This window comes from Streptomyces sp. NPDC058464 (assembly GCF_042721035.1).
Classification (GTDB): Bacteria; Actinomycetota; Actinomycetes; order Streptomycetales; family Streptomycetaceae; genus Streptomyces.
Window position 1 is genome coordinate 112,919 of the sequence record NZ_JBHXMA010000013.1, and the last position, 26,253, is coordinate 139,171.

The following is a 26,253-nucleotide window of genomic DNA, read 5'->3' on the forward strand; positions in this document are numbered from 1 at the left end:
TCCGGCGGTCGCCCACGCGTCTCACCCGACGGACGAGGTTTCGCCCAGGTTTCCTCCACCGGCTAACCTCACCCCGTGGCTGACATCCAGATCCCCGCTGACATCAAGCCCGCCGACGGACGCTTCGGCGCGGGCCCCTCCAAGGTGCGGACGGAAGCGCTGGACGCGCTGGCCGCCACCGGTACCTCCCTGCTGGGCACCTCCCACCGCCAGGCCCCGGTGAAGAACCTGGTCGGTCAGGTCCGCGAGGGCATCAGCGCCCTGTTCTCCCTCCCGGAGGGCTACGAGGTCGTCCTCGGCAACGGCGGCTCCACCGCCTTCTGGGACGTCGCCACCCACGGCCTGATCGACGACAAGTCGCAGCACCTGAACTTCGGCGAGTTCTCCTCCAAGTTCGCCAAGGCCGCCAAGCTCGCCCCCTGGCTGGCCGAGCCCACCGTCATCGCCTCCGACCCGGGCACCCACCCGGAGCCGCAGGCCGAGGCCGGCGTCGACGTGTACGCGTTCACGCACAACGAGACCTCGACCGGTGTCGCCATGCCGATCAGGCGGGTCGCGGGCGCCGACGAGGGCGCGCTGGTCCTCGTGGACGCCACCTCCGGCGCCGGCGGCCTCCCGGTCGACATCGCCGAGACCGACGTCTACTACTTCGCCCCGCAGAAGTCCTTCGCCTCCGACGGCGGCCTGTGGATCGGCGTCTTCTCCCCGGCCGCGATCGAGCGCGCCGAGCGCATCCACGCGTCCGGCCGCCACGTCCCGGAGTTCTTCTCGCTCCCCACCGCGATCGACAACTCCCGCAAGAACCAGACGTACAACACCCCCGCCCTGGCCACCCTCTTCCTCCTGAACCAGCAGCTGGAGTGGCTGAACGGCCAGGGCGGCCTCGCCTTCTCCACGGCCCGTACGAAGGACTCCTCGACCCGCCTCTACACCTGGGCGGAGGAGAGCAAGTACGCCACCCCGTTCGTCGCCGACCCGGCCAAGCGCTCGCAGGTCATCGGCACGATCGACTTCGCCGACGAGATCGACGCGGCCGCCGTCGCCAAGGTGCTGCGCGCCAACGGCATCGTCGACACCGAGCCCTACCGCAAGCTCGGCCGGAACCAGCTGCGCGTCGCGATGTTCCCGGCGATCGACCCGGCGGACGTCGAGGCGCTGACGAAGTGCGTCGACTACGTGATCGAGAAGCTGTAAGAGCCCGGCAACTCCCGTAACAAGCTGCTGGTTTACCGGGAAGGCATGATCAAGGCAAAGCCTTCCGCGGGCCGTTGAGTCTCCTTCGTCGCACACCGGACACTGTGTGCCCCATGCGACGAAGGAGATCCACGCGTACATGAACAGACCGATACCGGGCACCGTCGAGGTAGCGGTGCGCCACATCCTGAGCGACAAGGTCACGGGCTTCCTCGTCCGCACCCGCCGTATCACCTGGAAGGACAACGTCTTCCAGGTACGCCGGCCGCAGTCCGGCAAGCAGACCGTGGAGCTCACCTGCCCCGTCTGTGACGCGTCCCTGCTGGCCGAGGTCCGCACCGAGGCCCGCACCCGCCGGACCAGGGCCGTCCTCCGGGTCCTGGCCGCCCTCTGCGCGATCGTCTTCTTCGCGGCCTTCGCCTACGCCGTCCACGAGGGCGGCAAGACCCTGCCCGAGGGCCAGTCGCTGCCGACCCTGTTCCCGATCAGCGTCGTCTCGATCTTCGTCACGTTCGTCGCCGCTCCCGTGCTCTTCATCCGGAGCCGCGTCCACAACGGCGTCAGCCTGCTGGACGCCCCCAAACCGCGCCGCCTGCACGGCATCATGCCGGTGCGGAGCTGAGCGCCGGCCACGACGAGGGGCGCCCGGCACGGGAACACCGGGCGCCCCTCGGACTTTCACCCGCCGTCGACGAGCTTCTGGTAGGCCTTGGCGTCGAGCAGTCCGTTGGACGACGCCCCGCCCTTGGTCTTGATCTTGAACAGCCACGTCTCGTAGGGATCGGAGTTGACGTACTCAGGGTCCTCGACCGCCTCCTCGTTGATCGCGACGATCTCGCCGTCGCACGGACTGAAGATGTCGGACGCCGCCTTGACCGACTCCACCACGCCGACGGCGTCACCCGTCTGCACCTTCCTGCCGACTTGGGGCAGCTCGAAGAAGACGATGTCGCCGAGGTTCTTCTGGGCGTGGTCGGTGATGCCGACGGTCAGGCTGCCGTCGGCCTCGGTGCGGATCCACTCGTGGTCGTCGGTGTAGCGGAGGTCGGCGGGCACGTGGGACATGTCAGCTCCATCAGCCGTCGCGGTGCGGTGTCCGGCCGCCCCTTTCGACGACCGGCGGGAACAGCCTGCGGCACCGCCGCCCGGAGCGGTGTATTTCGGGCATCCCGGTCCGCCACCCGGGTGACGCCCCCTGCCTCACGCCGCCGTACACGTCACCGCCGGCACGCCTCCGCCCCCGGGAGCGCCCCCGAAACCGAAGCTCGCCGAGCCCGCGACCGGGATCGCACCGTTGTACGTGGCGGGCACCGCCGTCACGGTCGCCCCGCTCTGCGTGTACGACGCGTTCCACATGCTCGTGACCTGCTGCGCCCCGCTCCACCTTGCTCTCGGGCAGGATGCCTGATCCTAGGGGTCGGGGTGGATGCCCGCTCCCGCCAAGCGGGGCAGAAGAAACCGAACCACCGTCAGGGTGATTCAGCATCAACGCCCATGACGCCGAGGGTGGCCATGCACAGGCGGTGGTAATGGGGGGGTGAGATCGGGTGGCTGGTGGCTTGTCCGGGCGGCTGGCGCGAGCTGTCACTCACTCGGGTGATGTTGGTCGTTGGCGTGCGCGGATGGGGAACGTGCGGGCTAGGTTCGCGGCATGTCACGGTTCCGGATGTACCCGACGCCCGCGCAGGCGGAGCAGATGATCCTGCACTGCGCGCACGCACGGTACGTCTGGAATCTGGCCGTCGAGCAGCACGGGCACTGGAGGCCGGGCCGCAGGTCCGCGCCCGGTTTCGCAGAGCAGTGCCGCCAGCTCACCGAGGCCCGGCGGGACAACGAGTGGCTGGCGGCCGGGAACGCGGACGTGCAGCAGCAGGCCCTGAAGGACTTCGCCACAGCCAAGAACGCCCGTTTCACCTCCGGCTTCGGTGAGCCGACCTGGCGCAGGAAGCACGAGCACGAGGGCTTCCGCGTCATCGGCACCGACCGCGTACCCGAGTACGAGCCGGACGGCAGCCCGAAGCTGAACCAGAAGACCGGTAAGCAGGTCATGGGCCGCTCCGTGTGCGTACGGAAGCTAAGCCGACGGTGGGCGCAGGTCAAGGTGCCCGGCTGTGGCTGGGTCCGTTTCCGCCTCAGTATCAAGGGCAAGGGCGCGGGGCTTCCCGCTGCGAAGACGTTTCGCGTCACCTGCCGCAACGATCAGTGGCATATCGCGTTCGCGGTCATCCCCGAGCCGGTCGAGAAGCCCGGTACGGGCGAGGTCATCGGTATCGACCGGGGCGTGAGGATCACGGCGGCCCTGTCGGACGGACGGAAGCTGAACTGTCCGCAGCTCACGGTCAAGGAGCGCGCGCAGGTCCGCAAGCACGAGCGGCGCGCGGCCCGGGCCCCGAAGGGAAGTGCTCGCAAGGCCGCCGCGTACGCGAAGGTCGCCGGGCTCAAGACCCGTGAGGTGAACCGGCGCAAGGACTGGTGCGAGAAGACCAGCACCATGCTCGCCCGCAGCTACGACCTGGTGCGGTTCGAGAAGCTGGACATCAAGAACATGACCCGCTCCGCGAAGGGAACCGCGGAGCAGCCTGGCAAGAAGGTCAGGCAGAAGGCCGGGCTGAACCGGGGCATCCTCGCCCAGGGCTGGGGCCTGCTGCGGCAACGCACCGGGCACAAGGCCCCCGGCCGGGTAGAGGACGTTCCCGCGCCTTACACGAGTCTGCGGTGCAGTGCCTGCGGGTGGATCGAGAAGAAGTCGCGCAAGAGCCAAGCCGACTTCGTCTGCGTGTCCTGCGGGTTTACCTGCAACGCCGATGAGAACGCGAGCATCAACGTCGCGGCAGGACAGGGCGGAATCCCGCGCCCCCGGCGAGCCGCCGGTGCCGGAGGGGTGACAGCGGCGACCAGCCGTTCGAGCGCCCGTGAACCTCAACCCACCCGGGTTGGAATCCCCTTCTCTTAAGACGGGGAGGATGTCAATGGAAGGAGTCGGCGCCCCGCCCCGGGGCGGGGTGGGGGATCAGCCGACCGCCGCGGCGATGGAGTTGATCACGCCGGTCGAGGTGACGACGACCGTCACCGTGATGGGCTGGACCCGGCTGGGCGCTCCCGTGGGCGGGACCAGTACGAAGGTCGGCTTGACGTTGAGCGTCGTGGTCCCCGCCGCCGAGAAGGGGGCGTTGATCCGCTGGGCGCCGACGAGGTAGTACTTCCCGTTGCTGGTCAGGCCGGTGGCGGTGGTGTTGCTCAGGCTGCTGATGATCTGGGCGGTGCCGCCGCCGGCCGCATTGGGGAGGGTGATGACGGTGACGTCGACGGTGCCCTTTATGTGAACCGCCTCGCTCGGGCTCGGGCGGGCGAAGTCGCCTTCGACCGGCACGCTCATCGAGCGGAACTGCGGAAGGGCGGCGGCGGCCCGGACCGTCCGGGTGGGCTCGGCGGTGGTGGCGGCGGTTGCGGTGGTGGCGGTTGCGGTGCCGGCGGTCACCGGGACGGTCAGGCCCAGGGCTGCCGTGAGCAGGCAGAGGTTCCCGGCCAGGCGCAGGACGTTGCGGCGCATGGGTACTCCCAATTTCCGTGAAGCGGGACCCGATCGCCTGTTGCCGCCCCCGTCCCGCGGGACGTCTCCCAGCGTGCACGGACCGGCGTGCCGCCGCCGCGCCGGTGGGCCGGACGGGTGACGCACGGAGAGGTGTCAGTGACGGCGTGTGGTCGGCCGGCGCAGTCGGCGCAGCCCGAAGAGGGCGAGCGCGGCGACCCCGAGGACGACGGCACCGACCTTGGCCCCGCCCCCCACGGACCCGCTGTCGTCCTTGCCCGCGGCCGCCGAACTCCCGCCGCCCGACGGCGACGCCTTGCCCGATCCCCCGGGCACGTCCTCGGCCTGCACCGGGCTGTCGGCCCCCTCGCTCCCGTACATCAGCTTCGTCCCGTCGGCGGAGTAGCTGAGCGACTCGCCCTGCTTCTGGAGCGGCACGTCGAGCCGTCCCTCGCGCTTGATCGCGCCGCCGTTCCAGTCGTAGTAGATGCCGCCGAAGTAGCCGCGTACGGCGAGCTGCTCGCCGTCGGGCGAGAAGGCGGCGTCGGTGGCCCAGAGGTCGACGGCGGCGACGGGCTTGAAGATGTTCGTACCCGTCGGGGAGAGGGTCGCCGGGCCCTCGTACAGGTGCCCGCCGTCCTCCTTCTTGTCGATGATGTACACCCGCCCGGTCTTGGGGTGGACGATCAGCGACTCGGCGTTCCGGGCGCCGTCGGAGTACTTGACGACGTACTGCGTGGCCCGGACGGTCTGGTCGACGAGCTTCTTCGGCTCGGGCAGCCGGTAGATCCAGACGTAGGGCCAGCTGCCGTCGAGGTTGTCGCCGATGTCACCGACGTAGATCTGGTTGTCGGGTCCGATGGAGATGGCCTCGACGTCGCGGGGCGTGCCGACACCGCTGAGCGTGATCCTCGCGACGGTCTTGCCGGTCGCGCTGTCGACGGCGTAGATGTACGGCCCGTCGCCGCTGTCGTTGTGGGTCCAGTAGATGCCGGGGTGCAGGTGCGAGGCGGCGAGACCGCTGGACTCCTTGATCCGCGGATCCGTGATCGTGAACCCCTTGTCGCCGCTGCCGTCGGCGGCGGAGGCGGGTGCGGCGGCGAGGGCACCCGTGAGCAGGACACCGGCGAGCAGGGCGAGCGATCGTGGACGCATGGCCCAAGCCTGCCATCCCGCACTGTGTCCGGCCGCGGGGGGACGTGTCGGTCCTCACACCCCACCTCTCCCTCTGATCGTCCATCATGAGCGGATGCTCAGGTTCATGCCCGTCGGGGACTCGATGACCATCGGCAGCACGGGCGAACACACATGGCGGTACCGCATGTGGCAGCACCTGTGCGAAACGTACGGCGGCCCGTTCACCCTGGTCGGGCCCCGCGAGACGCTGTACGACAAGCTGGCCGACGCGCCCGTCTCGTACACCTACGCCGATCCCGACTTCCCCCGCGCCCACCTGGCCGGCTGGGGCGAGGGCTGGCTGCACATGGCGCCGTTGATCGGGGAGGCGGTGCGCTCCTGCCGCGCCGACGTCCTCCTCGTCTCCCTCGGCCTGATCGACCTGGGCTTCTACACGAACGCGGAGCAGACGGCGGCGAACATGCGCGCCTTCGTCGCGAACGCGCGGGCGGCCAGGGCCGGCGTCCGCATGGTGCTCCTGCCGGTGATCCCGAACATCCGCGCCACCTCGGACGGGCCGTTCGCGGAGCAGGTGAACCTCTTCAACGAACTGCTGGCGAAGGCCGCGGCCGACCTGGACGAGCCCCGCTCCCCGATCCTCATGGCCTCGCCACCGGAGTCGTACGACATCCACACGGACACCTACGACGGCACCCACCCGAACGCGAACGGCGAGCACCGGATCGCGGAGGCGTTCGCGGAGGCGATGTGGCAGGGGTGGGGAATCGGCCAGGAGTACGAGCCGGGATCGGATTGACCGGATTCCGCCGCTGCCCGGTCACCGTGCGTATCGTTGAACCGCGCGGCCGCACCCGTCCGTGGGGCGGCCGGGGAGGAGCGCCACGATGACCGTCCTGGAGGACAGGATCGAGATGGCCGACGCCGACGCCAACACCAAGCGCCTGGACGAGTGGTTCGAGCGCCTTGAGCGGATGCCCGTCCCCGAAGGATTCAGGGTCGAGATCGTCGGGGGCAACGTATTCATGGTGCCGCAGCGGAGCACTCATTGGCTGATCATCCGCGAGATCCTGTGGGCCGTCGAAGACAGGTTCGGCCGGAAGACCAAGGTCTTCTCGGACGTCCGTATCGACTTCCCCGGCCACGAGAACGGCTTCTGCCCGGACGTGGCCATGCTCAAGGACTCGGCGAAGCCCGACGACACGGGCCACTGGCGCTACCAGGACGTCCAGTTCGTCGCCGAGGTGATCTCCAAGGGCACGGCCGCCAACGACTACGGCCCGAAGCGAACCGCGTACGCGGAGGCCGAGGTCCCCGTCTACGTGGTCGCCGACCCCTACCAGGGGCGCTGCCTCGTCTACACCGACCCCAAGGACGGCGACTACGACGAGCCCACGCGGGTCGACTTCGGCACCGACATCGATCTGACCGGCACGGTCGTCGACCTCGTCCTCAAGACCGACGAGTTCCCGACCGACTAGCTCCCCGCGGCCGACCGCCCCGAAGTCCTTGCCTAGAGCGCACTCCACGCCGTTGGCTGGGTGACCATGAAGTACACGCAGCTCGGACGTACCGGACTCAAGGTCAGCCGACTCGTCCTCGGCACCATGAACTTCGGCCCCCAGACCGACGAGGCCGACAGCCACGCGATCATGGACGCGGCCCTCGGCGCAGGCATCAACTTCTTCGACACCGCCAACGTGTACGGGTGGGGTGAGAACAAGGGGCGGACCGAGGAGATCATCGGCACCTGGTTCGCCAAGAGCCCCGTCCACCGCGACAAGGTCGTGCTCGCCACCAAGGTGTACGGCAACATGGCCGCCGACGGCGACGCCTGGCCCAACCACGACAAGCTCTCCGCGCTGAACATCCGGCGCGCGGTCGACGCCAGCCTCAAGCGGCTGCAGACCGACTACATCGACGTCTACCAGTTCCACCACGTCGACCGGCGGACCCCCTTCGAGGAGATCTGGCAGGCGATCGACACCCTCGTCACGCAGGGCAAGATCCTCTACGTCGGTTCCTCGAACTTCCCCGGCTACAAGATCGCCCAGGCCAACGAGATCGCCGCCCGGCGCGGCGGGACCATCGGGCTGGTCAGCGAGCAGTGCCTCTACAACCTCGCCGAGCGCCGCGCCGAGATGGAGGTCATCCCGGCCGCGCAGGAGTACGGCCTCGGGGTCATCCCCTGGTCGCCGCTGCACGGCGGGCTGCTCGGCGGCGTGATCAAGAAGGAGGTCGAGGGCGGCCGCCGGGCCAGTGGCCGCGCCGCCGACGCCCTCGCCAACACCACGATCCGCGCCCAGATCCAGGCCTACGAGGACCTCCTGGACAAGCACGGCGTGGAGCCCGGCGAGGCCGCCCTGGCCTGGCTGCTCACGCGTCCGGGAGTGACCGGCCCGATCGTGGGTCCGCGCACCGGCGACCAGCTGGAGTCGGCGCTGCGAGCCGTGGAGCTGGAACTGAGCGAGGAGCTCCTGGCCGGCCTCGACGAGATCTTCCCGGGCCCGGGCCCGTCCCCGGAGGCCTTCGCCTGGTAACCGACCCCGGGCTCAGCGCCCCGTCAGGGGCGCGGGGAACTGCGCGACCAGCCACCGACCGCCCGCGGTCGAGAACCGGCCGCAGTTCCCCGGCCGCCCCTCACCTCACCGCAGAGGCCACAGCAACCACCACGAACAACAACACAAGCGCACCGGCCATGATCCGGTTCCGGGTCTTCGGGTCCACGGCAACGAGCCTAACCGGCCGCCCCGAGCCCCCAGCGGTCGACCACCTCGTACCGCGGCTGCTCCCCCGGCACCCCGGACGCCGGCAGATTGCTCCGCACCAGCGCCAGCTCCCCGACCGTCCAGCTCCGGCCGGCGAACTCCGCGAGCAGCGCGACGTACGGCCCTGCCGCCACCGCGTCCCGGCTGCGGGCCACCGTCAGGTGGGCCTTGTAGCGGCGGTGCTCCCCCATCGGCAGGCCCGCCTTCCGGGCCGCCGCCTCCGCGCGGTCGGCCAGCAGGCGGAGGGTGTCCAGGTCGCCGTCGGCGCCCGCCCACAGGGCCCTGCCGTGTCCGAACTGCCCGCCGCCCGCGACGGCCAGCACGAAGGGCGGGGTGCGGTGGGCCGCGCGGGCGAGGCGCTCCGACAGGGCCGGTACGACGTCGTCGTCGACCTCGCCGTAGAACGCGAGCGTGTAGTGCCAGCCGGGGCGGCCGGTCCAGCGCAGCGCCGCCGCGCCCGGCAGCCGCTTCAACCTGTCGACCTCGGCGGCGAGTTCGGCGACCGCCTCCGGCGGGGGCAGCACGGCTGCGAAGAGTCTCATGGGGCAACCCTGCCAAAAATGCGGTTGCGCGCGGAACGCGGGACGGCATGAATCGCTGCATGGGGAACATGGGGAACATGGAAAGCACGGGGAGCAACGGGAAGATCAGAATCCGGGACGGCCGCGCCGACGACATCCCGGTGATCCTCGGAATGTTCGACAGCGCCGTGGCATGGCTGGCGTCCCAGGGCCGGACCCGGCAGTGGGGGGCCACGCCTTGGTCGGAGAACCCGAGGGCCGTGGAGATGATCACCCGCTACGTCACCGAGGGCAGCCCCTACGTCGCCGAGTACGACGGGGTCCCGGCCGCCACCCTCACCCTCACCGACGCGCCCGGCTCCTACCTCGCGCCCGCCGACGAGCCCGAGCGGTACATCCACATCCTGGCCTCGGACCGCCGGTTCAAGGGCACCGGCGTCGGCGCCGCGCTGCTCGCCCACGCGGCCGCGGAGACCCGCCGGGCCGGGATCTCGCTGCTCCGCGTCGACTGCTACGCGGGCGACGACCGCAAGCTGGTCGCCTTCTACGAGAGCAACGGCTTCACCCCGACCGAGTCCTTCACCGTCGCCGTCGCGGGCGACGACAGCTGGCCCGGACAGGTACTGGCCCGGAGGCTGTAGTCCGCGTCCGCGTCCGCCTCCGGGCCAGTGGCCGTCCGTACGTGTCTCAGGCAGCTCTCACGCCACCGGTGCCAGCTGTTCCTGCTGCTCGGCCGGCTTTCTCGGCACGAACCGCACCCGCGGGTGGCCGCCGTGCCAGCCGACCGACAGGCGGAGGTTGCCGACCCGGGCCAGGACCAGGCCGATCACCACGGCGGCCGCGGCCGCGATGGCGCCGCCCACCGCCAGGCCCGCCCGGACGCCGTACGCGTCCGTGATCCAGCCGGCGATGGGCGCGCCGATGGGCGAGCCGCCCATGAACACCATCATGTAGAGGGCCATCACCCGCCCCCGCATGGCCGGGTCGGTGCCCATCTGGACGGTGGTGTTGGCGGTGACGTTGACGGTCATGCCGAACATGCCGATCGGGACCATGAGCAGGGAGAAGAGCCAGAGGGAGGGGGCTGTCGCGGCCACCAGCTCCACCCCGCCGAAGGCCACCGCCGCCGCGAGCATCACCCGCAGCTTGGCCGTGCCGCGTCTGGCCGCGAGCAGGGCGCCGGCCAGCGAGCCGACCGCCATCAGGGTGTTGAAGAGGCTGTAGGAGCCGGCGCCCGCGTGGAAGACGTCGTCCGCGAAGGCGGAGAGGTAGACGGGGAAGTTGAAGCCGAAGGTGCCGATGAACCCGATCAGGATGATGGTCCAGGTCAGGTCCGGGCGTCCGGCGACATAGCGCAGGCCCTCCCGCAGCTGGCCCTTCCCCTTCGGGGTGCGCTGGACGGCGTGCAGGTCACGCCCGCGCATCAGCAGCAGTCCGATCAGGGGGGCGACGAAGGACAGGCCGTTGAAGAGGAACGCCCAGCCGGTGCCCACCCCGGTGATCATGACGCCGGCGACGGCCGGGCCGACCAGGCGGGCGGACTGGAAGTTCGCGGAGTTCAGGCTGACCGCGTTCTGCAGCTGGTCCGGGCCGACCATCTCGGAGACGAAGGACTGGCGGGCCGGGTTGTCGACGACCGTGGCGAGGCCGACCACGAAGGCGGCGAGGTAGACGTGCCAGACCTGGACATGGCCGGAGAGGGTCAGCAGCGCGAGCGCGATGCCGGTGAGGGCCATGGAGGTCTGGGTGACGAGGAGGGCCCGCCGCTTGTTGAGGCGGTCGACCAGGACCCCGCCGTAGAGGCCGAAGAGCAGCATCGGCAGGAACTGGAGGGCGGTGGTGACGCCGACGGCGGTCGCCGAGCCCGTGAGGCTGAGGACCAGCCAGTCCTGCGCGATGCGCTGCATCCAGGTGCCGATGTTCGAGACGACCTGGCCGGCGAAGAACAGCCGGTAGTTCCTGACCTTCAGCGAGCTGAACATCGAGGAGCCGCGGGCTGCGGGGGTAGTAGGGGCGGTCGGTGCGGGGGCGGAAGGTGTTCCGGGTCCCGTACTCAAACGGATTCGCCTCCTCCTTCTCTCGGGGTCTCAGAGGTGTGCGAGCTTCTCCAGCACGGGGGCGGCGGCGCGGAGCTTCGCCCACTCGTCCTCGTCGAGGCCGTCGACCAGGCCGGCCAGGAACGCGTTGCGCTTGGCGCGGCTCTCCTCGAGCATCGCCTCGGCCTGTTCGGTCCTGGTGACGACCTTCTGGCGCCGGTCCTCGGGGTGCGGCTCCAGTCGGACCAGTCCCTTGGCCTCCAGCAGCGCCACGATGCGGGTCATCGAGGGCGGCTGGACGTGCTCCTTGCGGGCCAGCTCACCGGGGGTGGCCTGGCCGCAGTTGGAGAGGGTGCCCAGCACCGACATCTCGGTGGGGCTCAGTGACTCGTCGACCCGCTGGTGCTTGAGCCGTCGCGAGAGTCGCATCACGGCGGAGCGGAGGGAGTTCACGGCGGCCGCGTCGTCGCCATGGGTAAGGTCCGGCATGTTCTTTAGAGTAACTCATTACTCTACCTAAAGACCACCCGGACACGCCGACATGCCCGTGACCTCGGCCACTGAACCACCTAGTCACCCTTACGAGTGAGCTGGATCCGGAAAGTGACGCATCGGGCGCGCGGATGTGGCGCCCTCGTATCCATGGGGACCAGTGTGCTCAGCCTGCGGATAGACAAGGAGCTGCTCGACCGGCTCCGGTGCCATGCGGCGAAGAGGGGGATGAGCGTCCAGGACTACGTGATCCGGACGCTCGTCCGGGACGACTTCGACGAGCGGTTCTCGGCCGCCGTCGAGGAGACGGAGAGGTTCTACGGGGTCACCTGAGAGACCCGACAGACCTGACGGACCCGGGCCGGCCCGGACCCGACAGGTTTTCGACGAACACGGGTGCGATGTCAACTCCCGTTCGTCTAGCGTTAACCCCTCGTGCCGGGCGCCCGTCCGGCAACAACAGGGGGGCTACCACCCATGGATGACGGAACGTCCGTCAGGCAACAGCGGAACCCGAGCAGACGCCAGTTGCTGCGCACCGGCGCCGGGCTCGTCGGCGCGGCCACGGTCGGCGCGGCGGCGCCACTGGTGGCGGCGGGCACCGCCCAGGCCTCCGTCGCGGCCTCGAAGCACTTCGTCCTGTCCGGCGACGGCGGCAACCCGGTCTGGCGCGCCACCCTCCACCAGCCGTACTGGGCGATGCAGTCCTTCGCGTACGACAACGTCAACGGCCGTATCTACTTCGCCCAGCACCGCATCGGCGACAGCGCCGGGCACAACGGCGACCTGTGGATCTCCCAGACCGACCTCTCGGGCAACGTCCTCGGCACGATGGCCATCCAGGGGTTCGGCCACGGCTCCTCGATGGGCGTGGAGCCGGTGGGTTCGGGCTCGACGCCGTACCTGTGGATCGAGGGCAGCGACTCCGACGACAACGGAGCCGGCGAGAAGCTGTCCCGCTTCCGGTTCACGGACGGACTGACCCTCGAGTACTTCAACCCCAGCATCACGATCTACGACCGCACCCCGACCATCTCCAGCTTCGTCAAGCTGCCCCGGCCGGCGATCGACCCGTACACCAACCGGCTGCTGATCCGCTACGCGACCAGCGACTCCGCCTCCCGGGTGTGGCGTCTGGCCGTCTTCGACATGGCGGACGCGGTCGCGGGGCGCCTCAGCGACGGCTACCGGCTCGTGGAACGGGCCATCCCCAACAACGACGAGCTCGGCCTCACCGACGACGACCTGTTCCAGGGAATCACCCTGTGCGGCCAGTACGCCTATCTCCTGTACGGCGGCCCCGGCGGCCCCTCGTACCTGGTCACGCTCGACCTGAACGACACGGGCGGCTCGTACTACGACAAGTTCCAGACGACCGCCGGGGCCTCCCTGCCGGGGCGTGAGCCCCAGGGCACGGCGATCTGGATGGTCTCCGGGGCACCGCGGCTGGCCTTCGGCTTCTCGTCGAAGACCACGAGCACCGATCCGGACACCCTGGACGCGAGCGTCTTCTACAAGAGCGACTTCGTCTCCTGAACGGGGCCCGCCGGCCTCACGCGACCGGCGCGCCCCGCGCGGGTCACGTGAGGCCGAGGGCCGGCATCAGGTAGTAGAAGGCGAACACCGCCGCGACCACGTACATCGCGACCGGGATCTCCCTGCCCCGGCCGACGGCCAGGCGCATCACCACGAAGGTGATGAAGCCCATGCCGATGCCGTTCGTGATCGAGTAGGTGAACGGCATCATCACCATGGTCACGAAGGCCGGGATCGCCAGGGTGTAGTCGGCCCAGTCGATCTCCTTGACGGAACCGGCCAGGATCAGGAAGCCGACCGCGAGCAGCGCCGGGGTGGCCGCCTGGGAGGGGACCATCGTGGCGACGGGGGTCAGGAACAGCGCGAGGGTGAAGAGCCCGCCGGTGACGACGTTGGCGAAGCCGGTGCGGGCGCCCTCGCCGACGCCGGCCGTCGACTCCACGAAGCAGGTGGTGGCGGAGGAGGAGCTGGCACCGCCGACGGCGACCGCGACACCGTCGATGAACAGGACCTTGTTGATGCCCGGCATGTAGCCCTGGGCGTCGGTCAGCTTGGCCTCGTCGCTGACGCCCATGATCGTGCCCATGGCGTCGAAGAAGCAGGACAGCAGGACCGTGAAGACGAAGAGGATGCCGGTCAGCACGCCGACCTTGCCGAAGCCGCCGAACAGGCTGACCTTGCCGAGCAGGCCGAAGTCCGGGGTGGCGACCGGGTTGCCGGGCCACTTCGGGACGGTCAGACCCCAGTTCGTCACATGGGCGACGGCATTGATGATCAGCGCCAGCACGGTCATCGCGACGATCGAGATCAGGATCGCGCCGGAGACCTTGCGGACGATCAGCGCGAGGGTGAGCAGCGCGCCGAGCACGAAGACCAGCACCGGCCAGCCGTTGAGGTGACCGTCGGCGCCGAGCTGGAGCGGGACGGTGGTCTGGGCGGCGTCCGGGATACGGGTGACGAAGCCGGAGTCCACCAGGCCGATCAGCATGATGAACAGGCCGATACCGATCGAGATCGCCTTGCGCAGGCTGTAGGGCACCGCGTTCATGACGCGCTCGCGCAGTCCGCTGGCGACCAGCAGCATCACGATGACGCCGGCCAGCACCACCATGCCCATGGCGTCCGGCCACGACATCCGGGGCGCCAGCTGGAGCGCGACGACGGAGTTCACGCCGAGACCGGCGGCGAGGGCGATCGGGACGTTGCCGATGACGCCCATCAGCAGCGTCGTGAAGGCGGCCGTGATCACCGTGGCGGTGACCAGCTGACCGTGGTCGAGCTGGTGACCGTACATGTCCTTCGCGCTGCCGAGGATGATCGGGTTCAGCACGATGATGTACGCCATCGCGAAGAAGGTGGCGAAGCCGCCGCGCACCTCGCGGGCGAGGGTGCTGCCCCGCTCGGAGATCTTGAAGTAACGATCCAGCGCGCCGTACGCGGGGGTCGCACCCGGCTGTTCGGGGGCGGGGGCCTGAGTGGAAGCCGGGGTCGACATTGGAGATTCCTACGATCAGAAGTGGTCAAACACAAACGGTTTCAGTATGAACGTATGATGTCCAGATCGCTATCTCCGCGCGTAGACCCGGCAGGTGCGTAAGCTGAGCGCCATGGCGAAGTGGATCCCCCAGCACGAGGCACCGGAGCCCCTTGAGGGCCCTGTCGTCCCGACGATCATCGGCGGCACGATCATCTGGTTCGTCCTCTTCCTGGCCCAGCTCCCCTTCTACGGCTGGTACTCCGACCACGGCCACACCTGGTGGATCTGGACCTGCCTGGCCGGCGGGGGCCTCGGCCTGATCGGCGTGTACTACGTGAAGCGGCGGGACGCGGCGATCAAGGCGCATCTCGCGGCGGCCGAGTAGGGAATCACCGCGAGGCCGACCGGACCGGGCCCCTCCTCACCCCGCGGGCCGCATCGGCCTGAACGGCCTCGTCCGCAAACGCCGGACGGGCTGGGCGCTCCGCCGGAGGTGCCGCGATCTGCCGACTGCGGCGCCATCGTGGCTGGTCGCGCAGTTCCTCCCCCAGCCTTCGGCCGGGGGTACCCCCAGCGCCCCTACGGGGCGCCGGGCGGGCTGGAGGGTGGGCCCGCTTTTCAGGTAACCGAGTCGGGCGGGTGGGTGGGCAAAAGATGTCGGCGTCTACAACCTGCGCACGAGTTCGGTCCTCCCCTGGTCGGATCTTCCGGGCACTCGGCAGGTGAACGCGCAAATCCGCACGTACCGTCGAAGGCATGCAGCACATCGACGCGGGCGCCGAGCTCGACCCTGTGCATCCCGTACCGCTGCCGGTGCCGATCAGGGCGACCGGCCTGACATCCGCCGAGGTCGCGGAGCGCGTCGCGCGCGGCCAGGTGAACGACGTACCGGTGCGCAGCAGCCGCTCGTTCGGCGAGATCGTGCGCGCCAACGTCTTCACCCGCTTCAACGCGATCATCGGTGTGCTGTGGCTGATCATGCTGGTCGTGGCGCCGATCCAGGACAGCCTGTTCGGCTTCGTGATCCTCGCCAACACGGGCATCGGCATCGTGCAGGAGTGGCGGGCGAAGCAGACCCTGGACTCGCTCGCGGTGATCGGCGAGGCGCGGCCGACCGTGCGCCGGGACGGAGCCGCCGTCGAAGTGAGCACGAGTGAGATCGTGCTCGGTGACCTGATCGAGATCGGCCCCGGCGACAAGATCGTCGTGGACGGGGTGTGCGCCGAGGCCGACGGCCTGGAGATCGACGAGTCGCTGCTCACGGGTGAGGCCGACCCGGTCGTCAAACGCCCCGGCGACCAGGTGATGTCGGGTTCGTTCGTGGTGGCCGGCGGTGGCGCGTTCGCCGCGACCAAGGTCGGCCGGGAGGCGTACGCGGCCCAGCTCGCCGAGGAGGCGTCCCGCTTCACGCTCGTCCACTCCGAGCTGCGCTCCGGTATCTCGACCATCCTCAAGTACGTGACCTGGATGATGGTCCCGGCCGCGATCGGCCTGGTCGCCACCCAGCTGGTCGTGAAGAACAACGGCCTCAAGGACGCCGTCGCCCGCACGGTCGGCGGCATCGTCCCGATGGTCCCCGAGGGCCTGGTCCTGCTCACCTCCGTAGCCTTCGCGATCGGCGTGATCCGGCTGGGCCGCCAGCAGTGCCTGGTCCAGGAGCTCCCCGCGATCGAGGGCCTCGCCCGGATCGACACCGTCTGCCTCGACAAGACCGGCACCCTCACCGAGGGCGGCATGGACGTCACCGAGCTGCGGGCGCTGGACGGGGTCGACGAGACGTACATACGCAAGGTGCTGGGCTCGCTCGGCGAGTCCGACCCGCGCCCCAACGCCTCCCTCCAGGCGATCATCGACGCCTACCCGGACAGCGAGGACTGGCGGTGCGTGGAGTCGCTGCCCTTCTCCTCAGCCCGCAAGTACAGCGGGGCGACCTTCAGCGAGGGCGACGGTGAGCTGAGCACCTGGCTGCTGGGGGCGCCGGACGTGCTCCTGGGCGCCGACGACCCGGCACTGGCCGAAACCGTACGCCTCAACGAGGAAGGGCTGCGGGTGCTGCTGCTCGCCCGCGCCGGCCGGGACCTCGACGACCCGAAGGTGGCACAGGGGGCCGGCGCCACCGCACTGGTGGTCCTGGAGCAGCGGCTCCGCCCGGACGCCGCCGACACCCTCCGCTACTTCGCCGACCAGGACGTCCGGGCCAAGGTCATCTCCGGCGACAACGCGGTGTCGGTGGGCGCGGTGGCGGCCAAGCTCGGTCTCACCGGTACGACGGTGGACGCGCGCCGCCTGCCCGCCGAGCCCGGCGAGATGGCCGCGGCCCTCGACTCGGGCACCGTCTTCGGACGGGTCACCCCGCAGCAGAAGCGGGACATGGTGGGGGCGTTGCAGTCGCGCGGACACACGGTCGCGATGACCGGCGACGGCGTGAACGACGTACTCGCCCTCAAGGACGCCGACATCGGGGTCTCGATGGGCTCGGGCTCGGAGGCGACGCGGGCGGTCGCCCAGATCGTCCTGCTCAACAACAGCTTCGCCACGCTGCCCTCGGTCGTGGCCGAGGGCCGCCGGGTGATCGGCAACATCACCCGGGTCGCCACCCTGTTCCTGGTCAAGACGGTCTACTCGGTGCTGCTCGCGGTCCTCGTGGTCTGCTGGCAGGTCGAGTACCCCTTCCTGCCTCGGCACCTGACCCTGCTCTCCACCCTGACCATCGGCATCCCGGCCTTCTTCCTCGCCCTGGCACCGAACAAGGAACGGGCGCGGCCGCACTTCGTCCGCCGGGTGATGCGGTACTCGATCCCGGGGGGCGTGGTGGCCGGCGTCGCGACCTTCGTGACGTATCTGGTCGCCCGCCACTACTACACGGGAACCGGGTCCCTGGACGCCGAGACCAGCGCCGCGACCCTGACCCTGTTCCTGATCTCGATGTGGGTGCTGGCGATCATCGCCCGGCCGTACACGTGGTGGCGGGTGGCCCTGGTGGCCTCGATGGGCGTGGCCTTCGTGTTCGTACTCGCCGTACCCGCGCTGCAGAGCTTCTTCGCGTTGAAGCTGGTGGGGGTGGCGATGCCGTGGACTGCCGTCGGCGTGGCCGTGGTGGCGTCGGCGGTGCTGGAGCTTCTGTGGAAGTGGGTGGAGCGGAAGTATCCGGTGTGATGCGGTGGTGGGGAACCGCGCGGGCCCGGTGGGGGCTGGTCGCGCCCGCGCGGCGGTAGCCGCAAATCAAATACAGCCCCGCGCCCCTTACGGGGCGCTGACCCTAGGGGCGTTACCTACTACTGCACGTCGACGTAGTCGCCCGTGGCGTTGACCGCCGGGCTGGTCGAGGTGCCGGCGAAGGAGTAGCGGTAGTAACCGTCGACCGACGCCGTGGTCGTGGTCTTCAGGGCGCCCGTGGAGGACGACTTGATGGTCTTCAGCGTGGTGTAGGCGGTGGAGCTCTTCTTGCGGAACTGGAGCTTCACCGACTGGCTGCCGTAGGCGCCGTACTTGTGGGTGTCCCAGTTGGCGCGGGTCAGGGAGCCGGTGACCGTGACGGTCTTGCCCTTCTTGACCGGCTCGGGGGTGGCGTTGACGGTCAGCTTCGTGGCGCGCAGGACCTTGGTGGTGCCCAGGCCGCCGACCCACTTGATGTTGCTGTCCTTGTCGGCGGCGATGCCGCCGAGGGTCCAGGAGCCCGCCTCGGAGTTGTCCAGGTCCCAGTCCCCGCCGACCGTGAAGACGAGGGTGGCCTTGCAGTTGAGCACGGTCGAGGAAGCGGCGGTGCAGGTGCCCTCGTCGTCGGTGGCGAAGAGGTCGGTCGGCGACGTCACGGAGCTGCCGCGGTAGATGACCGGGCCGGTGGCGAAGTCGGTCGCGGGCAGGCTCGCCGCGTGCGTCACGGTGTACGTGACCGAGAAGGAGGCCTTGGTCGTGCCGACGACCATGCTGCTGCCCTTGTTGACCTTCATGTTCGAGAAGGTGACGTCCGGCGCGCTGCCGGCGGCGTGCGCGGCCGGGGCGACGAACGCGGAGAGGGCCAGGGCGCCGGAGACGGCGGCCACAGTGGCACGAATGCGCATGGATTCCCCAGTGGGAACAGTGGGCGCGAGGCCCAAGTGATCTAGGGAGTCTGTTGACTCAGGTGATCAGATCCACGAGGGGTGGGCGGGGTTGTACGAGTGAGACGTAATCCGGTCAGATTTTGTTTCTTTTGCAACCGGATTACGTCTCCTTGGGATTACTCCCGGTCCTGCTCGGTCCTGCTCGGTGCCGCTACTTCACGTCGACGTAGTCACCCGTCGCGTTGACCGCCGGGGTCGTGGCGGTGCCGGCGAAGGAGAAGCGGTAGTAGCCGTCCACCGTCGCCTTCGTCGTCGTCTTCAGGGTGCCGGTCGAGGACGACTTGATGCCCTTGACGTTCTTGTACGTGGTGGTGCCCTTCTTGCGGAACTGCAGCACCACGGACTGGGTGGCGTACCCGTGGTACTTGTTGTCCTCCCAGTTGGCCCGGGTCAGGGCGCCGGTGACCGTGATGGTCTTGCCCTTCTTCACCGGCTCCGGGGTGGCGTTGACCGTCAGCTTCGACAGGCGCTGGACCTGGGTGCTGCCGAGGGCGCCCTGGTCGGCGTAGCCGACCTTGGTGATGTCGAAGTCGTTGCTGGTCGGGTCCTGGCCGTTGTACGCGATGGCCAGGGCACCGGCGTGCCAGAGGCCGGCGTCGGAGTTGAAGAGCTCGCCCTCGCCGGGGTAGACGTCGATGTTCCCCTTGCAGCTGGCGGTGGTCGCCGAGGTGACCGTGCACTTCGCCGGGTCGTCGCCGATCAGGAAGTTGGCCGGGTCGTCGTAGGAGCCCTTGTAGATGTAGGCGCCCGAGAAGAAGTCCGCGGCCGTGATGTCGACATCGGCGCCGTGGGTCAGCGTGTAGGTGACCGACGTGGCGACGTGCGCGCTCGTGCCCACCGTGACCGCCTTGGCGATCTTGACGTTCGAGAAGGTGACGTTCATGGCGTACGGAGCGTCGTCGTCCGCGGTGGTCGCGGTGTACGCGGTCTTGCCGGACGCCGAGTGCGCGGCCGCGAAGAGCTGCGTCGCGTCGGTGCCGAAGGACGAGCCGCCGGCGGCGTGCGCGGCCGGCATCGCGAAGGCGGAGAGTGCCAGGGCGCCGGAGACGGCGGCCACAGTGGCGCGTATACGCATGCGTTCCCCTGCATGGAAGTGATCGGTGAGTCTGGATGACTCCCCCGTTCAGATCCCTGCAGGGGACGAAAGGTTGTACGACTTTTGAAAGTTGTGCGCGGAAACTGTCGCGGGCCCTTGCGGACGACGGCTCAGTCGAACCAGCGGTCCCGTGCCAGCTCCCCCGTCCGGGACGGGTCCTCCAGCAGCGCCGCCACCTCGAAGCGGCGCGGCCACTGCCCCGCCGCCCAGGCCAGACCGGCCGCGACGCCCTCCAGGGTCGCGGCGTGCAGGACGCCGTCGCCGGTCAGGCGCCAGTCGATCTCGACGCCGTCGACCACCAGCTCCTCGTGCTCGACGTACGTCCGCGGGGTGCGCGGGCCGAGCAGGACGTGCACCGACTCGGGGACGTCGTGCTCCGTGCCCTCCGAGTCCACCGACCCCGTCACCGACTCGCTCAGCCGCCGCACCTGGAACAGCTCGGCCAGCTCGGCGGCCCGCGACGGCCGGACGGGAAGCAGCGGGACACCGGCCGTGAACGGCAGCAGATCGGGTGAGTCGACGACCACCGCGTCCGCCGCGTCCACGACCTCCACCCGGCCGTCGAGCACCGCCCGCAGCTCCTCGGGGAGCGTCACCTGCTCGGGGTCCAGGTCCGCCAGCGCGCCGTACAGGGCGTGCAGCTGGGCGCCGGTGACGGAGCGGTCCGGGTCGGCGAGGCGGTCGAGGAGCTCGGCGGCGCCGCCCGGCTCGTCCAGGAGGGCGGCCACCGACGTCCGTACGCCCAGCGCCCGCAGCACCTGCTCGTCCTCGAAGCCGGTCGCGTCGGCCTCCTCGTAGAGGCCGCGCAGCAGCGGGTCGCCGCCGGCGGCCAGCAGACCGGCGGGGCGGCGGCCGTCGAGCACCGGGTGCCCGCGCAGCCACCACGCGGTGTACGGCCGTACGACCTCGTGGGTGCCGTCGGGCAGCAGGATGCGGACCGGCTGGGTGAGGGCGTCGCGCAGCGGCGGCTGGGCGAGCAGGGCGAGGGCCTCGGGCCAGTGGTCCTCGTCGACGAGGTCGAGGTCGCGGACGGCGATCAGCTCGGTGGCGACCGGCGGCACAGGGGTGTCCGGGAAGCGGTCGAGGATGTCCTCGCACCAGACGTCGACGGCGTCGAGCAGGCCCGCGTCGTCGGGTTCGGCGAAGTCGCCCTCGCGGGGCTCCAGTTCGTCCGGGTCGAGGACGACGTCGGTGGCGCGGACGAGCGCGAAGTTCGCGAGGACCCCGCAGGCGGCGAGCGGGCCTTCGCCCCACTTCCCGGCCAGGTCGGCGTCCACGGCCGCCAGTTCGTCCTCCCGGATGAGCCGGGCGAAGGCGCTGCCGGGGAAGACCAGTTCACCGGCCGGGGCCAGCTCGCCGTCCTCGTCCGGGAGGGCCAGCGCGCCCAGCCACGGCTCGTCACCGGGCTCCAGGCCGGCGTCCCGCACCAGCGCGAGCACGGTGTCCGCCAGTTCCTCGGCGTCCGGGGCGTCCTCCTCCCAGAGCGCGCCCCCGTCGTCGTCGAGCGAGGCCGCGACCGCCGCCCGCACCTGCGGGGTGGTCAGGACCGCGCGGGGCGACGCGGGCAGGGCGCCGAGCTTCTCCAGGAGCGGGTGGGCGGCGTCCTCGTGGGCGACCTTGAGACCGAGCCGGGCGAGCACTCCGGGGTCGATGGCCGTCGCGTCCGCGGTGGGGAGCAGCACCTGACGGGGGCCGATGGTGGTCCTGCCTCCCCCGGAGCCGAAAGCCTGGGAGGTACCCCCGGCCAGCGGCACCGGCAGGCCGGAGAGCCGCTCCGGGTCGACGCCCGCGAGGCTGTCGTAGAGCCGCCACCACCAGTCCGGGTCCTTCTCCAGACCGGCCAGGCGGTCGACGGCGTCGGCGAGCGGAAGGCGGACGACGCCCAACGTCCGTAGCTCGACCCGGCGTTCGAGACCGGCGGGCAGCAGCGTGGGCAGCACCTCGGCGAGCACGCGGACCGTGTCGGCCCCCGCCCCCTCCACGATCTCGGCGTCGCGCGGCCGCAGCGCCTCGGGCAGTTCGCTGTCGTCGCCGGGCTCGACGGCGGGCGGCAGGAACGCGGTGCGCGGCAGCCGTTCCAGGATCGCCTGGCGCAGCGCGCCGTCCAGCTCGCCCCTGCCGAGCGGGCCCGGCACCAGGTGGATGATCCCCTCCCCCACCGGCCGCCAGTCGGCAAGGAGTTCGGCGTACGCGTCGGCCGCGCGCTGCACCAGGAAGTCGGTGAGCGGGCCGGGGGCGGCGTGCCGGCGGGTGGTGTCGAGGGGGAAGGAGGCGATGAGCAGGGCGGGCACCCCGAGGGGCTCGTCGCTGGGGGTGGGGGCGTGCACGACGGCGGCGGTGCGCGGGCGGTCGGGGGCGCCCTGGCCGTCGATGGGCACGGCCCAGGTCAGCGACCAGTGCGGCCGCAGCCGCTCCTCGACCGGGCGGTCGGCGAGCAGGTCGGGGGTGAGCGGGCCGTGCGCGGCGACGGTACGCCAGCGGGTCGTGCCCTCCCGCGAGTCCTCCACGACGGTGAGCGCGCCGTCGGTGCGGCGGCGCAGGGTGCGGACGGTGTCGGCGTCCTTCTCGACGACGACCTCCTCCAGCCCCGGCAGGGCGAGCAGCAGGGCGTCGTCCACGGCGTCGAGGAGCCGCTCGGCGAGGTCGGTGGCGGCCGTGTCCCGCAGCGGCAGGATCACGACCGTGTCGTACGGGTCCGGGGCGGTGCCCTCGGCGGCGAACGGGAGCCGGAGCAGGGGGACATGACCGTCACGCCGGCGGATCTCGTCGCCCAGCCCCGGGCTGTGCCGGGCGGTCTCCTCGGCCAGTTCCCGGGCCTCGGCAAGGGACCAGCGGACCCCGCCGTGCCGCCCGACGACCGCGGGCTCGTCGGTCACGGCCAGCACGGCGGCGAACCCGACGCCGAACCGCCCGACCGCGCTGTCGCTGTCCCCCCTCTTGGCTGAGGCACGCAGGGTGGAGAGGGACTCGACACCGACCGCGTCCAGCGGGGCGCCGGTGTTGGCGGCGAACAGGACGCCGTCGCGGAGGGTGAGCCGGAAGCGGCCGGGGACGCCGGCGCGGGCGGCCGCGTCGGCGGCGTTCTGCGCGAGCTCCACGACGAGCCGGTCCCGGTACCCCCCGAGGACCAGGTCCTCCTCGGCGTTGGCGTCTTCCCGGAACCGGGCGGGGCTGGTGGCCCAGGCGTCGAGGACACCTCGCCCAAGACGGGCGGTCCCGAACGGGTCGGCACCCTCGGCTGCGGGCCGCACGAACTTGCTCACGTTGTCTCTCCTCATCGACGTGAGCACGAAGGTACCGCCTCACCGGGGCAGCGTCGGCTAGAGGCCGCCGACCTTGACCGGGAGCTTCTGGAGCGTGGCGACCGTGACGTCGGGCTGCTCCGGGTCCACCAGGTCGACGGGGTTCTGCAGCTGGTACAGGTCGCCTCGCGGCGGGTACTGGGCGAGCCGGCCGACGAGCAGGGCCGGATCCCTGGTCGAAGCGGGGCCACGCCCACGCGAAACGACCACGCCGGGCACACGGGTCCCCTCACACGGACGGGGCCCGTCGGACGGCGTGCCGCTCCGTAAGGGCAAGAGCGGCACGCGGTCCGGAGGCTGACGGGGCGTCCGGCCCGCTAGGAGTGGCCCAGCTCCGCCGACGTCTCGTCCTCCGTCGCCGGTACCGAACCGGAGTCGGAGGCGGGGCGGAGCGGGAAGGGGTCGACTCGCGTCTCGTCGATGACCGGCGGGGCCGGCTGGGGGGTCTTCGGCATGACCGCGGCCTCCGAGTGGCCGCCGCAGCCGTAGGAGAGGGAGACGACCCGGCCGTCGGCCGGGGAGAACTCGTTGGCGCAGACGCCGAAGGCCTGGCCCAGGGAGCCGCCGATGGGGGTGAGGAAGCCACAGCTCACGCAGGTCGCGGGGGCCGCCTGGGCCATGGGGGTCTTCGCGCCGAACGACTCCTCCCAGCGGTCGGCGGCGATGTGCAGGCCGTAGCGGGACAGGACCCGGGCCCGGCGCATGCCGAGTTCCTCGGCGATCGAGGCGATCGTGCCGCGGGAGGGGACCGTCGGCAGGTGCGCGGGCGTGCCCGCGGTGACCTCGGCGTCCTCCGCCTCCGCCAGCTCCTCCATCTCCTCCGAGATCGGGGAGTTCGGTTCCGGCTCGTCCTCGCCGGTGTAGCCGGGTTCCAGGCGGAGGTCCTCGGCCTCGGTGGGCAGCAGGTCGCCGGGGCCCATGTCGCCGGGGCGCAGCCGCTCGCTCCACGGCACCCACTCGGGGGCGAGGAGGGCGTCGGGGCCGGGGAGGAGGACCACCTCGTCCAGCGTGACGACCTTGGCGCGGGAGGCGCGGGCCACCGTCACCGCCCAGCGCCAGCCGCGGTACCCCAGCTCCTTGCACTCGAAGAAGTGCGTGACCACGCGATCGCCCTCGGCCACCGCTCCGGCGTGCTCGCCGACCACCCCGGGTGCGGCGGCCTCCTCGGCGGCTCCACGGGCGAGGTCGACGGCCTCGGCGCACAGACGGTCGGGGGTGCGGCTTCGCGTTGTCGCTGCGCTCACAGGTATCGCTTCTCTCCTACGCCGTCTCACGAGTGCGGTTGCCTCCGGCGGTGGGGCGGACGGAGCGGACCTGTGGGCCGCATCGACGTCCGCGTCCGATCGCGCTCGGGCGCACCTATGCCATCCATTCTGCGCTATGGCTGAGATAGGCACGCTACCCCGTCGCCGGTGGATGGGGACAGTCCGGCGTGCGAGCAGGGAGGGGGAGAGCCGACGGGGGTGGGGGCAGGTCGTGTTTCGGGTGCGGGTGGGTGGGGGTTGCTCGCGCAGTTCCCCGCGCCCCTGACGGGGCGCTGCTCCGCCCCACCCCAGGGCACCCCCACGACTCGCTTGGCCACAAAGTGCACTACGAACTGCACTCTCAGGGCACTATGAAGCACGTGGCAACCGCGAGGTCACCCCAGCGCGCCGTCGGGGTCGGTAGCGGTGCGGGCCGGATGCGCGGTGCCGTCCGCTCCGTCGGCCGTGCCCTGCACCTCCCGGTGACCGGAACCGCCCGCGGCATCCGCAAGGCCACCCACGCGCACGGCGCCGGCGAGTCCGGGCTGGGGAAGCTGATCGAGCTGCACGCGGTCAACGGCGCCGGGGATGTCATGATCACCGTCGCGCTCGCCTCCACCGTGTTCTTCTCCGTGCCCACCGACGAGGCCCGCGGCCGCGTCGCGCTCTACCTCGCCATCACCATGGCGCCCTTCACCGTCCTCGCCCCGGTCATCGGCCCCCTGCTCGACCGGCTGCCGCACGGGCGCCGGGCCGCGATGGCCGGGTCCATGCTCGCGCGGGCGCTGCTCGCGCTGGTCATCTCCGGGGCAGTGGCCGGCGGCGGGCTGGAGCTGTATCCGGCCGCGCTCGGGGTGCTGGTCGCGTCGAAGGCGTACGGCGTGGTGCGCAGTGCCGTCGTACCCAGGCTCCTGCCGCCGCGGTTCTCGCTGGTGAAGGCCAATTCGCGGGTCACCCTCGCGGGGCTGCTCGCCACCGGCGTCGCCGCCCCGGTCGGGGCCGGGCTGCATGCCGTCGGTGACCCCTGGCCGCTCTACGGCGCCTTCGTGATCTTCGTTGCCGGGACGTTTCTCTCCTTCACCCTCCCCCCGAAGGTCGACTCGGCCAAGGGTGAGGACGTGGCGCTGCTCGCCGCCGACGAGGAGCATCTGCACGGCCCGCACCGGAAGGAGGCGAGGCGGCCGGGGCTGCGGACGGTCGGGCCCGCCGTCACCCATGCCCTCGGCGCCAACGCCGCCCTGCGCTGCCTCTCCGGCTTCCTGATCTTCTTCCTGGCGTTCCTGCTCCGCGAGCACCCGCTGACCGGGGAGAGCGCGGCCGTGTCGCTGGGGATCGTGGGGGTCGCGGCGGGCGCCGGCAACGCGCTCGGTACGGCGGTGGGGTCGTGGCTGCGCTCCCGGGCGCCGGAGATCATCATCGTGGCGGCGGTGGCGCTGGTGCTGGGCACGGCGATCGTCGCGGCCCTGTTCTTCGGCGCCTTCCTGGTGGCGGTGCTGGCGGCGGTGGCCGGTTTCGGGCAGGCGCTGGCCAAGCTGTCCCTGGACGCCCTGATCCAGCGGGACGTGCCGGAGCTGGTGCGCACGTCCGCGTTCGCCCGTTCGGAGACACTGCTCCAGGTGGCCTGGGTGTTCGGCGGCGCGGTGGGCATCGTGATGCCGCTGAACGGCACCCTGGGTCTGGTGGTGGCCGCCGCGATCGTGGCGGTCGGCTGGCTGACCACCCTGCGCGGTCTGCTCGCCTCCGCCCGGCACGGCACCCACCCCCGACCGCGAGTGGCGTAACGAACCGGGCACGCCGTACCCCACATGGGGAGACGGCCGA

Annotated in this window: 24 protein-coding genes and 1 pseudogene; 12 read left to right on the forward strand and 13 right to left on the reverse strand. The window is 70.8% G+C overall.

Translation table 11 applies throughout. The annotated features are described in order from the left end of the window. Positions 1-75 precede the first annotated feature (75 nt). Positions 76-1,194, forward strand: coding sequence for a phosphoserine transaminase (gene serC / locus ACFWPQ_RS19205; protein WP_361295763.1), 1,119 nt, complete (start codon positions 76-78; stop codon positions 1,192-1,194). A 139-nt stretch (positions 1,195-1,333) separates the two neighbouring features. After that, a complete protein-coding gene (locus ACFWPQ_RS19210) occupies positions 1,334-1,816 on the forward strand; it encodes a hypothetical protein (protein WP_384035666.1) in 483 nt (160 codons plus the stop codon). Between the two features lie 56 nt (positions 1,817-1,872). On the opposite strand, the gene gcvH is transcribed toward ACFWPQ_RS19210, so the two are convergent. Then, positions 1,873-2,259, reverse strand: coding sequence for a glycine cleavage system protein GcvH (gene gcvH / locus ACFWPQ_RS19215; RefSeq protein WP_384035669.1), 387 nt, complete (start codon positions 2,257-2,259; stop codon positions 1,873-1,875). 135 nt (positions 2,260-2,394) lie between these two features. Further along, positions 2,395-2,577: pseudogene (locus tag ACFWPQ_RS19220) on the reverse strand (cellulose binding domain-containing protein); the annotation flags it as partial. Between the two features lie 268 nt (positions 2,578-2,845). On the opposite strand from ACFWPQ_RS19220, the gene ACFWPQ_RS19225 reads away from it, so the two are divergent. Continuing rightward, entirely contained in the window at positions 2,846-4,147 is a 1,302-nt protein-coding gene (locus tag ACFWPQ_RS19225) for an RNA-guided endonuclease InsQ/TnpB family protein (RefSeq protein WP_384035672.1), read from the forward strand. 57 nt (positions 4,148-4,204) lie between these two features. Here ACFWPQ_RS19225 and ACFWPQ_RS19230 read toward each other — a convergent pair whose 3' ends face one another. Continuing rightward, positions 4,205-4,744 (reverse strand): hypothetical protein, encoded by a 540-nt coding sequence (locus ACFWPQ_RS19230; protein WP_384035674.1) that lies wholly within the window; start codon positions 4,742-4,744, stop codon positions 4,205-4,207. A gap of 135 nt (positions 4,745-4,879) precedes the next feature. Next, positions 4,880-5,878 (reverse strand): WD40 repeat domain-containing protein, encoded by a 999-nt coding sequence (locus ACFWPQ_RS19235; RefSeq protein WP_384035677.1) that lies wholly within the window; start codon positions 5,876-5,878, stop codon positions 4,880-4,882. Between the two features lie 94 nt (positions 5,879-5,972). On the opposite strand from ACFWPQ_RS19235, the gene ACFWPQ_RS19240 reads away from it, so the two are divergent. The 3 genes from ACFWPQ_RS19240 to ACFWPQ_RS19250 all read left to right on the forward strand — a co-directional run bounded on the left by ACFWPQ_RS19240 (position 5,973) and on the right by ACFWPQ_RS19250 (position 8,397). Beyond that, positions 5,973-6,656, forward strand: a complete 684-nt coding sequence (locus ACFWPQ_RS19240; protein WP_384035679.1) for an SGNH/GDSL hydrolase family protein — start codon at positions 5,973-5,975, stop codon at positions 6,654-6,656. An 88-nt stretch (positions 6,657-6,744) separates the two neighbouring features. Next, entirely contained in the window at positions 6,745-7,338 is a 594-nt protein-coding gene (locus tag ACFWPQ_RS19245) for a Uma2 family endonuclease (protein ID WP_384035682.1), read from the forward strand. A gap of 66 nt (positions 7,339-7,404) precedes the next feature. Continuing rightward, positions 7,405-8,397: an aldo/keto reductase gene (locus ACFWPQ_RS19250; RefSeq protein ID WP_384035685.1), complete on the forward strand. Its 993-nt coding sequence runs from the start codon at positions 7,405-7,407 to the stop codon at positions 8,395-8,397. A 197-nt stretch (positions 8,398-8,594) separates the two neighbouring features. On the opposite strand, the gene thpR is transcribed toward ACFWPQ_RS19250, so the two are convergent. Then, positions 8,595-9,167 carry an RNA 2',3'-cyclic phosphodiesterase gene (thpR, locus tag ACFWPQ_RS19255; protein WP_384035687.1) on the reverse strand — a complete coding sequence of 191 codons (573 nt, stop codon included), beginning with the start codon at positions 9,165-9,167 and terminating at the stop codon, positions 8,595-8,597. A 77-nt stretch (positions 9,168-9,244) separates the two neighbouring features. Here thpR and ACFWPQ_RS19260 point away from each other — a divergent pair, with 77 nt between their 5' ends. Next, positions 9,245-9,787 (forward strand): GNAT family N-acetyltransferase, encoded by a 543-nt coding sequence (locus ACFWPQ_RS19260; RefSeq protein WP_384035689.1) that lies wholly within the window; start codon positions 9,245-9,247, stop codon positions 9,785-9,787. A 57-nt stretch (positions 9,788-9,844) separates the two neighbouring features. Here ACFWPQ_RS19260 and ACFWPQ_RS19265 read toward each other — a convergent pair whose 3' ends face one another. Together ACFWPQ_RS19265 and ACFWPQ_RS19270 are read right to left on the reverse strand one after the other, a co-directional pair. Beyond that, the gene (locus ACFWPQ_RS19265) at positions 9,845-11,203 is read right to left on the reverse strand and encodes an MFS transporter (RefSeq protein WP_384035691.1); all 1,359 of its coding nucleotides are present in this window, start codon (positions 11,201-11,203) and stop codon (positions 9,845-9,847) included. A gap of 30 nt (positions 11,204-11,233) precedes the next feature. Further along, complete coding sequence (locus ACFWPQ_RS19270; protein WP_189264283.1) at positions 11,234-11,671, reverse strand: MarR family winged helix-turn-helix transcriptional regulator; 438 nt, start codon at positions 11,669-11,671, stop codon at positions 11,234-11,236. 153 nt (positions 11,672-11,824) lie between these two features. Here ACFWPQ_RS19270 and ACFWPQ_RS19275 point away from each other — a divergent pair, with 153 nt between their 5' ends. Further along, positions 11,825-12,007 (forward strand): ribbon-helix-helix protein, CopG family, encoded by a 183-nt coding sequence (locus ACFWPQ_RS19275; RefSeq protein ID WP_089101887.1) that lies wholly within the window; start codon positions 11,825-11,827, stop codon positions 12,005-12,007. A gap of 144 nt (positions 12,008-12,151) precedes the next feature. Next, positions 12,152-13,210, forward strand: coding sequence for a hypothetical protein (locus ACFWPQ_RS19280; protein WP_384035695.1), 1,059 nt, complete (start codon positions 12,152-12,154; stop codon positions 13,208-13,210). A gap of 43 nt (positions 13,211-13,253) precedes the next feature. On the opposite strand, the gene ACFWPQ_RS19285 is transcribed toward ACFWPQ_RS19280, so the two are convergent. Continuing rightward, positions 13,254-14,705 (reverse strand): NCS2 family permease, encoded by a 1,452-nt coding sequence (locus tag ACFWPQ_RS19285; RefSeq protein WP_384035698.1) that lies wholly within the window; start codon positions 14,703-14,705, stop codon positions 13,254-13,256. 112 nt (positions 14,706-14,817) lie between these two features. Here ACFWPQ_RS19285 and ACFWPQ_RS19290 point away from each other — a divergent pair, with 112 nt between their 5' ends. After that, positions 14,818-15,072, forward strand: a complete 255-nt coding sequence (locus ACFWPQ_RS19290) for a DUF2530 domain-containing protein (protein WP_384035700.1) — start codon at positions 14,818-14,820, stop codon at positions 15,070-15,072. Between the two features lie 371 nt (positions 15,073-15,443). Beyond that, on the forward strand, positions 15,444-17,843 hold the full coding sequence (locus ACFWPQ_RS19295; RefSeq protein ID WP_384035703.1) for an HAD-IC family P-type ATPase: 2,400 nt from the start codon (positions 15,444-15,446) through the stop codon (positions 17,841-17,843). 119 nt (positions 17,844-17,962) lie between these two features. Here the strand turns inward: ACFWPQ_RS19295 and ACFWPQ_RS19300 are convergent, their stop codons facing one another. The 5 genes from ACFWPQ_RS19300 to ACFWPQ_RS19320 form a co-directional block, all read right to left on the reverse strand. Beyond that, positions 17,963-18,748 (reverse strand): hypothetical protein, encoded by a 786-nt coding sequence (locus ACFWPQ_RS19300; protein WP_384035706.1) that lies wholly within the window; start codon positions 18,746-18,748, stop codon positions 17,963-17,965. A 193-nt stretch (positions 18,749-18,941) separates the two neighbouring features. Then, entirely contained in the window at positions 18,942-19,865 is a 924-nt protein-coding gene (locus ACFWPQ_RS19305) for a hypothetical protein (protein WP_384035708.1), read from the reverse strand. A 131-nt stretch (positions 19,866-19,996) separates the two neighbouring features. Next, a complete protein-coding gene (locus tag ACFWPQ_RS19310; RefSeq protein WP_384035710.1) occupies positions 19,997-23,149 on the reverse strand; it encodes a sacsin N-terminal ATP-binding-like domain-containing protein in 3,153 nt (1,050 codons plus the stop codon). A 57-nt stretch (positions 23,150-23,206) separates the two neighbouring features. Then, positions 23,207-23,398: a hypothetical protein gene (locus ACFWPQ_RS19315; RefSeq protein ID WP_384035713.1), complete on the reverse strand. Its 192-nt coding sequence runs from the start codon at positions 23,396-23,398 to the stop codon at positions 23,207-23,209. A 107-nt stretch (positions 23,399-23,505) separates the two neighbouring features. After that, positions 23,506-24,432, reverse strand: a complete 927-nt coding sequence (locus ACFWPQ_RS19320; RefSeq protein ID WP_089101879.1) for a DUF3027 domain-containing protein — start codon at positions 24,430-24,432, stop codon at positions 23,506-23,508. A 437-nt stretch (positions 24,433-24,869) separates the two neighbouring features. Between ACFWPQ_RS19320 and ACFWPQ_RS19325 the strand changes: the two genes are divergently transcribed. Beyond that, the gene (locus tag ACFWPQ_RS19325; protein ID WP_384035930.1) at positions 24,870-26,213 is read left to right on the forward strand and encodes an MFS transporter; all 1,344 of its coding nucleotides are present in this window, start codon (positions 24,870-24,872) and stop codon (positions 26,211-26,213) included. The last annotated feature ends 40 nt before the right edge of the window (positions 26,214-26,253 follow it).